The following is an 8,969-nucleotide window of genomic DNA, read 5'->3' as shown; positions in this document are numbered from 1 at the left end:
GAAATAAGTTTATTGGCTAGCGTTCTGGGACTACTTAGCTCAGATACCCCAAGCAGCGGTTATTGAGCAGTTACGAAAAAGGGGAAGGGACTGGCTGTAATACTCTAACATTTTTTGTTTTTCCCCCAATGCTGAGTAGACTTGGCCGATGTTGTTGAGGGTGTAAGCTTCCCCACGGCGATCACCTACAGCCTGAAAAATGGAGAGGGACTGGTTGTAATATTCTAGCGCTTTGTGTTGTTCTCCCCAATCTAAGTAAAGTTGGCCGATGCCGTTGAGAGTAATAGCTTCTTGCTTGTGATCGCCCACTCCCCGACTTAGGGGAAGGGCCTGGTTGTAATACTCTAGCGCTTCCGGGTTTTTTCCCAAATCCGAGTAAACATCGCCGATACTGGTGAGGGTAATAGCTTCTTGCTTGCGATCGCCCACTTCCCGACTCAGTGGAAGAGACTGGTTGTAATACTCTAGCGCTTTCTGTTTTTCTTCTAAATTATCATAGACAACGCCAATCCTGGTGAGAGTGGTAGCTTCCCTATTCCGATCGCCCGCTTTTCGATACAGTTTTAATGCTTCTTTGTATTTGACAATCGCACCTCTTAAAGCTTCCGCTGTTCTTTGTTCTTCGAGTTTCTCTGCTTCTTCATATACTTTTGGGGCAGCGTTACTACTGTTAGTTTGTGCTATTTGTACAGCTTTACCAACGGGCACGGCTGTCACTGGGTGACTTAGGTGAACCGAAAATGCGATCGACATACCAGCCAAAAACCATTGAGCGCGATCGAACATAGCCACCCCTTTTGTGTTTTTGTCAATCTTAATCACTAGCTCGTTTAGTGTAAAGGCAGGAAGAAGTCATGGTGATCGAACCTCAAGCTTTCTGAGCATCCCGCATCCTTCGATTTACGTGATAAATGGTTGAAATACCTGCGGTTTTCGGTTGCCAGTAATGAGCAAATCTTCTGCTAAATTCTACGTGTTGAGTGATCGCATATTTGGCACTGTCTCGGCTCGGATTGTCGTACTCTTGCGGTGCGAGTAACGATTCAACCTCCCAGGTACTAACCTGGAATGTTGAATTGACCACTTGGAGCTAAAGCTTGAGACAATCTTGTTATCCCTATCAAAACTGCAAGCTCATGAAAATTCCATCATGGCCCGCGTGGTTTCCTTATCCTATCTCATGGTTGAGGAGTTTCGCTCTTTTCCAGAGTTTTATCTTTTTTAATAACAGCATTCCAGTTAGCCACCCTTATGATCTTTTGATATTACTGCCAACTATTTGGTTGGCGCCACCCCTCCTATTTACCTTCTTCCACTACCTGATTGCGACAATAGTTGAAGCAGCCATTACAAACCTACCAAGTCAGGTGCCGAACTATGATCGCATCCATCAATGGCTTATTAGCAAGCGATGTGCGGGAGCTGGGCGACATTGCAGGGAAGGATGGAATGCCCTCGTAATTCTATCTTTCACTTGGTGCTTATGGTCTTGGGTTAATAAGCTTATTTTTACCATACCCTTTGTTCGAGAGTCTTCAATTTCGGAGTCAGCCATCGCCCACTTCTTTTTACCTGTGACCGCCGTCTACCTCTATCAATGCGATCTTTGGGAACATCAGCGATGGGCAACAAAGCAAGAAAGGCAATCACAGAATTCCACCTCACCACCTCCAGACCCAATAAAGTAACGACTGAAACCTATGAAACAAGCAGATCCCGAAGTGGCTGACTGGTACGTGTTCCGATCATCGGGTAAATAGGTTTTGTTCTAATTGTCCGGCGATCCTAGTCGGTCTTGTTCTAATCCCTACCAAAAAAGGCGATCGCCCCAGGGTGCAGGGTGAGGTACTTGAGTTTGCAGAGGGAGGTTAGGCGGGGAAACGCTTATATCCTGATGAATCTGTAGCAGTTTTAAACCCAGGGTCAGGATATGTGTCTTTAACTGCTGCTTTGAGGTCAGGATTTGATTAAACTCAAAGGTAATGCAGGCTGGGATGACCCAGTTTCTAAGAGCCGTAAGGGGGGGCATTTGACCACAACTCAAGTACGATGAATTGTCAAAGCAGTGGCTATGCGATCGCCCATTGTACCGGGCGTTGTGGCTAAAGTATCCCCCCAATCGCATTCCCACTAAGAGCCGTGCGCTTCAATTTAATCAAGCGTTCGTCCTCTGTTGAATATACGATGCCATTTATTTCTGAAAAAACAATGGAGAACACAGCTAGTTCAACTCGTTCTGGGATTACCCAACTGACAGCGATTAATACGGCAAAAGTCCTCACCATTTTATTATTGGTTGCTTATGCCTTAATTTTTGGCATCAAAGACTTGCGCCAAATCATCTATCTTTGTTTACACATTAGTTATTGTCTGTGGTGGCTTATTGAGCAATGGTTTTATCCCTTGCGGCAACAACAGATATTCAGCGAACCGATCGGAGTTACTGGCTTCATCTTCAGTCTATTATTTGTCGGTGTTTTTTACTCTACCCCTGGATATTTAGCCTTCACCAACCCGGAGCCTCTTTCTTGGGCAGCCGCTGCTGTCGCGCTGCCACTCTTCTTTTTTGGCTCTCTAATCAATGCCACGGCTGACATTCAAAAACTGACGGCCAAGCAATATGGAGCGGGTTTAGTTAGTGATGGGATTTGGCGCTTTTCTCGTAATATTAACTACTTTGGTGATTTACTGCGATATCTAAGTTTCAGTGTTGTGGCGGGTTCCATTTGGGCTTATTTACTACCAAGTTTAATTGCTCTACTTTACATACAGCGTATTTTCTCCAAAGAAGAGTCAATGTCTCAAAAGTACCCAAACTATCAAGAGTATCAACAAGCCAGCACTCGTCTGATACCCTTTATTTGGTGATATCCAGCAATCTATGCCTAGACTTGAGGCATTCACGATGAGTCCCCATTATGAATGCCTTTGTCTGCTAGTATGTCCTGAAGGAAAGGTCTTTTAAAAGGTAGCGACATTTGAAGTACGGCTAGGTCAGGATACAAAATTAATTTTTATTTGATTCTCTAGCTTTTAGTAGTGGGGCTTCATTTTCAGGCAACGGTGCATCAAGCATCTTGGCAACCAAATCAGCCCCAACAATCTAGCTTTGGAAGTTAGAGAGTAGGGTGCTATGTAAGACAGACTGTAAGACAAGTAAGACACCCCAACCCAGAGCGAAGCGATATTACCCCTAATGTTTACCCTTAATACGAAAAAACAGCTCAAACGTATACAGGGCGTACACTTTAGCATTCTGGGAGCGAGTCTGAGAAATTAGATTTTAGATTGTAGGGTTCATTTTGGCGATCGGTGCAAAGTTTCGACTCCGACCGAAAAACTATTTTTATTTTGGGATTGAGGTCAAAAATTGTGATCAGCTTAGGGTGCAGCGCAAGGTATGCGAGTTGCAGGGTAGAGGGTAGTAGGTTGCAGGGTGAGGCTAGGCGGGGAAACTCAAATTTCCCCCACTGCAAAGTTTAAGCATTTAATTCAAGGCTACCACTCGCAGGCAGACTCTAGCTCTAGTTTTAATGGACAAGCCCTGGGAGTGATAGGATTTCCGCCGAGCTTGAGCGCAGCCAGATTAATCAAGGATGCTAGCGGTTTGATGTCGCTGATCGGATTGTGGGTGAGGGTGAGATAAGTCAGGTTAGTCAAGGATGCTAGCGGTTTGATGTCGCTGATTTGATTGTTGTCGAGGAAAAGCTCATATAGTTGACTCAAAAATTTTAGGGGTTTGATGTCGTTGATTTGATTGCCGTTAAGAGAGAGACTATTCAGGTTAGTCAAGGATTGTAGCGGTTTGATGTCGCTGATTTGATTGTTGTCGAGCCGGAGTTCAGTCAGTTTAGTCAAGGATTCTAGGGGTTTGATGTCGCTAATTTGATTTTGGGTAAGCCGGAGATCAGTCAGTTTAGTCAAGTATTGTACGGCTTTGATGTCGGTAATTTGATTTTCGGTGAGCCAGAGCTCAGTTAGGTTAGTCAAGGACTCTAGCGGTTTGATGTCGCTGATTTTATTGTTGTCGAGCTTTAGTTCCGTGAGACTTGAAAGTTGTCTATCGGCAGCCTCGCACTCAGTAGTTCCCGCTTTCTCCAACAACACCTCAATAGTATGTTTAGTTTCAGGACTCAAAGAAGCCTTTTCGCGACACCAATCAGCAAATGTCCGTCCACTATCGCCCCGTTGTTTCTGAACGACCCATGAGGAAGGTTCATTTCCACTATTTTGCGACTGACTCGATACCACCAACATGAAAACCAGAATTAATAAAATCATAGGGAATAACCTCTGTGGATTTTTATATATAGCCTTTCTCAGAAAGATGAGGTACAATAACAGCAGTGTGTAAACCAGTTAAAAATATTTGACGATGTAACTTGTCCGAACGCAAACTCGATGGCTTTTCCTAACTCTTGATAATTAGTAGTCTTGATAGAACGGAGAATGATTTTAAGTTTTGACCACAAATTCTCAATTGGTGAAAAATCTGGTGAATAAGGTGATAAGTATATTAATTTTGCGCCTTTCTTTTCAATAGCTTTTTTGACTTCTTCTCCCAGGTGAATAGGACAATTATCCATCACCACACAAGCACCTTTCCAGAGTTTTGGTACGAGTTTTCTGATAATAAAAGCTTCAAATGTAATTGCATCAGTTCCGCCTATTAGATTAACCGATGTCAAAATTTCATTGACTGACATTGCTCCAATTATTGAGACATTTTTGCCACGTTTAGTTGGTTTGGGCCCCTTGGCTCTTTCACCTTTTAAAGACCTAGCATATAACCTAACCATTGCCAAATTAACTCCCGATTCGTCAAGGAATATTAACTCTTTCAAACTAATCTTTTTAATTTTTTCCCAGAACTCACATCGCAGGATTTGAACTCGGTCGGTGCCTTTGCCTGAAGGGAATAGAGTTTTTTTTTACAGTAATGTTTAAGAGTTTTATCATTCTTCCTATGGTAGCTCTACTAACGGAAAATCCGATTTTTCCATAAAGTAAATAACGGAGTTCTTCAAGAGTTGCATCATTATTTTCTTCAATCAATTGGGCCAAGATGAGTAGTTGCTCCGCATTGAGTTTGCCTTTGACTCCACATCGCTCAGTTCTCGGAGTAATGTTTTTTGTTTCACGATATTGTTTAAGCAATTTTTGTACAAAACTCAGGGCTACAGAAAAACGCTTAGCTATTGCTTTTTGTGAAATGGGTTCAGCATGATAAGTATCAAGGATTTTTTGCCTAAAATCAATCGAATAAGCTTTCATTTTTAACAATGTATGAAGAGGAGTACAAGTAAACGTGTTGTGAGTCAAGCAGATCGTGCTGTCAAAAAAATGCTATTATGTGTGGTATGGCTTTCGCGTGGCTTTAGTGAACCATGTAATTATAGTTCATTTGAGCTGATCTTCTCTGTTTGACCCTCACGAGTGACTGTCAGTAACATGATACCTCATTTTTCTGAGAAAGGCTATATTTCCCCATCTAGGACTTGAAATTGCAGAGGGTAAGTAAGTAGGCGCTGTAAAACGCAACCATGTAAACGATTGTAAAGTATCCAAATCCCCTAAACGTAAGTGATTTAGCCCTGTTTACATACTGTTACGTAGTTCGGTTTAATCCCGCCTACCTACTTACGTCAAGATATGAACCTATCCTGCTCTAGCCTTCGGGTGTGGCGTGTTAGGTATTTAGGGCTTGCTGGATAAGTGCAGAAAGGTTACACGACCTGGTTATGTGATCGTGCGCCAAAAAAAAGTGGGCAAGATAAACAGGTAAGGCGTTGCTGATTCTGGCGTATGAATAAACTTTTCACTTGATGTTACAAAACTCACTCTACTTGGCTTATAGCCATTCCGAAAACTTGAATTCACGCTTGTATTCAGCAACGCCTCATTTTCAGGTGTGATCGCGCAAAAAAGGAGTTTATGGACATTCAAAACCCATCGTTCAGACGGAAAAAGTGCCTCAAATTTCTGGGTGGTTCGGCTGTTGGGCTGGCGGGACTGCTGGCAGCCTGGATTGTGGGTGGCAACTATATGGCTTCTGTGTATGAAAAAGAAATCGAGCAGGATTTAGCAGCATTTGCCCAACGGTTTCCCAAAACTGAGCCGAATGATGCGGCATTGAAGTTGGCTGCGTCCCTTGCTAAAGTGGGGATCGGTGGAGCCAGGGCAAGTTTCTATTCTGTAGATCGCTCCATCGAGTCTAGGGCTGATTTTAGGTCTTCAGAGGACGATCGAAAGGCATTTGAAGAAATCCGACAAGAATTAACTCAGTATCTAAACGCTGAGATTTCCAAACCAAACGATACCGTAAATCCACCTTCAGAGAAATTACAGCGCTATCTCGCCTCCCGGCAAACGGCTTTAGCAGAACTTCGCCAGCAGGTTTTAAATAATGAAGTACCGCACAGGGGAACAGATATTACCTGGATTGTGGAAGGAGATGTGACGGCTCCCCTACCCAGTTATTTAGGGCAGGTTAATTTCCAAAAAGTTTTAGCCCTAGACATTCTAGAAAAATACCGTAAAGGTCAGACGGAAGCAGCAGCAGAAATGCTGGAAGTATCCTGGAAAATCAACCAGTCTTTAGCAGAAAGCCCCCTCCTAATCCCTCAACTTGTGGCTTTGATTGTGGCTACATATCCAGCAGGGGCGATGCGGAAAGCCGATCGCCTTCCCGCTCAGTGGCAACAGCGCTTGCTGGAACACGATTACCGCGAGTCGATATCGACATCCTTGCAGGGAGAATATTTGTCTAAGTTCAAATTTTCGCAAGACTTCGTTTGGAAATACTCGTGGTCTTCGATACTAAAAGCATCAGGCGCTTCTAGTGATGAGGGAATACTTTCACTATTTCAGACACTTCCGAGCGAAATTAACGATCCCCCAACTTTACAAGAAAAAATCTTAGACTGGACTTTATCTCATGTCCTGGTGTGGTTCAAGCCGCTAATCAAACCTTATATTCGCTTTTGTGCGATCGATAGTTATCACGCCTATAAACGATCACTTGCAGCATCTCGCCAGCAGAATGTTTGCGCTTCTGATTCAGCTACGGCAAAGGACTTCGCGTGGTGGAATTATATAGGTAGGACATCTACAAGTTTTCCCAGCCAAACCAGTAAAGCAGCCAAGTATATGTTGGATTTGGAACTCACTCAGAAAATTTTGGAAGTCAAAGCACTAGCAGCCAAAACCGGAAAATGGCCGGCATCGGTTCCCGATATGAAGTCATCTATTTGTCCGGGGGCAAAATGGGTGTATCGCGTTGCTCCGGATGGTACGATGTCGCTCTCGTTTAGCGAGAAACCCAAATGGTTGGAGGAGAGATTAAAGTACAAAGGGCTACCATTTACCTATAGCGACAAGACACCGCCCCAGCTGAAAAACCGAGCCTCTACCCGACCAAAGCGATGAGCGCACATCCCCAATGACAGTTTGCGATCATTGGTGCTGGCTACCATTGGCTAAGGAGCGGGGAAAAAGTGTCTCAGAACGCCAGATTTCCACGTACATCGACGTTGCTTAACCAAGATATGAAAAAAATAAGTTGAAAATCCCTAAGCTTTGTCGATACTGGTTTCTATGACTTGCCTATTAGCCTTTCATACCCTAAATCAGTAACGCCCATGCTCTCGAAAAACCTCATTGGTGCCGCAGGTGAATACTACGTTTGTGCCGAATTGTGTCGACGTGGAGTTTTGGCACTTGTCACGCCAAAGAATAACGAGATTTTTGATGTTCTGGCTTCGGATACTTTCGGCCAAAGAACAATCTCGATTCAAGTCAAAACTATGGCAATCGCCAACACACAAGGTTGGAAATTCGGGCCAAACATGAGCGTAAAGAAGAATAACCACAACTTGTATGTTGTTCTGGTAAATATGCACGACAATGGCACAAACGATTTCTATATTTACAAACACGATGAACTCGTGGAAAGAGTTAATCACATCTACGATGAGTACATGAGCAAGCCAAAGCGTGACGGGTCGGTGAGAAAAGAACCTGGTTTCCGTTGGTTCGACCACAAGTATTTTACAGATGATGACAAATCACGGAAGAATAATTGGGCGTTGCTCGGCTTCACGGCGCTGGCACTGTAACGCCCCAACAACAGGCTAACAAGGCGCTGCACCCGACCGCCTACAGTCCGCTCGTTTCTCGCTCCCGGACGGCTGCGGGTGAGCTTGGTCGTTATCTCGTAAAGGCTGCCTGACTTTGGAGATGATTCGGTATCGATCGAGTGTCAAATCAAAGCCCCTAACGCTTTTAATAAAATATGCAATTGCAACAACGACTGACTGAGATAGACCTGGATGCCTATTTTCAACGAATTGGCTATAGTGGTGACTGCTCACCCAGGCTGACAACGTTACAGGCAATTCATCAACGACATTCCCAAACGATCGCCTTTGAAAACCTCAATTCACTCCTGAAACAACCTGTGAAGCTGGATTTAGCATCCTTTCAACAAAAACTAATCAACGAGGGACGGGGTGGCTATTGTTTTGAACAAAATTCATTGTTGCGGGCTGTTTTGCTTGCTCTTGGCTTTCAGGTAACGAATCTAGCAGCTCGCGTGCTGTGGAATATGCCATCCGGGACGATCGCACCTCGCAGCCATATGGTGCCTGGGGGTCAATATTGATGGAGAGCCATACATTGCAGATGTGGGATTCGGAGGATTAACGCTTACCGCGCCGCTTGCTTTGACGCCGGATATTGAACAACCTACATCCCATGAACCATTTCGATTGATCGCAGTGGATCGCAGCTACATTATACAAGCATATATCAAGCAGGAGTGGAAATCCCTTTACAGATTCGACCTTCAGGAGCAAGAATTACCCGATTATGAGGTGAGTAATTGGTATGTTTCAACCCACATTCCGCAGTTCTGGCTTTGATGACTAAGGATTTTCATACCTTCACTGTAGGAAAAATATCTGTGCCTA

The 8,969-nt window shown here is 44.0% G+C and carries 8 protein-coding genes; 5 read left to right on the top strand and 3 right to left on the bottom strand.

Going from position 1 to position 8,969, the window contains the following annotated elements:
• Positions 1-39: 39 nt before the first annotated feature.
• On the bottom strand, positions 40-822 hold the full coding sequence (locus QUB08_RS30645) for a tetratricopeptide repeat protein (RefSeq protein ID WP_333229913.1): 783 nt from the start codon (positions 820-822) through the stop codon (positions 40-42).
• Positions 823-2,139: 1,317 nt separating this feature from the next.
• Between QUB08_RS30645 and QUB08_RS30640 the strand changes: the two genes are divergently transcribed.
• Entirely contained in the window at positions 2,140-2,868 is a 729-nt protein-coding gene (locus QUB08_RS30640) for a DUF1295 domain-containing protein (RefSeq protein ID WP_333229911.1), read from the top strand.
• Between the two features lie 630 nt (positions 2,869-3,498).
• On the opposite strand, the gene QUB08_RS30635 is transcribed toward QUB08_RS30640, so the two are convergent.
• Positions 3,499-4,281 carry a leucine-rich repeat domain-containing protein gene (locus QUB08_RS30635; protein WP_333229909.1) on the bottom strand — a complete coding sequence of 261 codons (783 nt, stop codon included), beginning with the start codon at positions 4,279-4,281 and terminating at the stop codon, positions 3,499-3,501.
• 38 nt (positions 4,282-4,319) lie between these two features.
• Positions 4,320-5,274, bottom strand: a protein-coding gene (locus QUB08_RS30630; protein ID WP_333229907.1) for an IS630 family transposase whose coding sequence is annotated in 2 segments (ribosomal slippage) — positions 4,320-4,932 and positions 4,931-5,274 — 957 coding nt in all. Because the reading frame shifts where the segments join, the coding sequence is not laid out codon by codon here.
• Positions 5,275-5,934: 660 nt separating this feature from the next.
• Between QUB08_RS30630 and QUB08_RS30625 the strand changes: the two genes are divergently transcribed.
• The 4 genes from QUB08_RS30625 (at position 5,935) to QUB08_RS30610 (ending at position 8,921) form a co-directional block, all read left to right on the top strand.
• On the top strand, positions 5,935-7,428 hold the full coding sequence (locus QUB08_RS30625; protein WP_333229905.1) for a hypothetical protein: 1,494 nt from the start codon (positions 5,935-5,937) through the stop codon (positions 7,426-7,428).
• A gap of 212 nt (positions 7,429-7,640) precedes the next feature.
• The gene (locus QUB08_RS30620; RefSeq protein ID WP_333229903.1) at positions 7,641-8,117 is read left to right on the top strand and encodes a hypothetical protein; all 477 of its coding nucleotides are present in this window, start codon (positions 7,641-7,643) and stop codon (positions 8,115-8,117) included.
• A gap of 176 nt (positions 8,118-8,293) precedes the next feature.
• The gene (locus QUB08_RS30615; protein WP_333229901.1) at positions 8,294-8,662 is read left to right on the top strand and encodes an arylamine N-acetyltransferase; all 369 of its coding nucleotides are present in this window, start codon (positions 8,294-8,296) and stop codon (positions 8,660-8,662) included.
• 22 nt (positions 8,663-8,684) lie between these two features.
• The gene (locus tag QUB08_RS30610; protein ID WP_333229899.1) at positions 8,685-8,921 is read left to right on the top strand and encodes an arylamine N-acetyltransferase; all 237 of its coding nucleotides are present in this window, start codon (positions 8,685-8,687) and stop codon (positions 8,919-8,921) included.
• Positions 8,922-8,969: the final 48 nt, after the last annotated feature.

Origin of the sequence: Microcoleus sp. BR0-C5 (assembly GCF_036705045.1) — a bacterium.
GTDB lineage: Bacteria > Cyanobacteriota > Cyanobacteriia > Cyanobacteriales > Microcoleaceae > Microcoleus.
The sequence above is the reverse complement of the archived record's forward strand: the minus strand, read 5'-3'. Positions and strand labels throughout refer to the sequence as shown.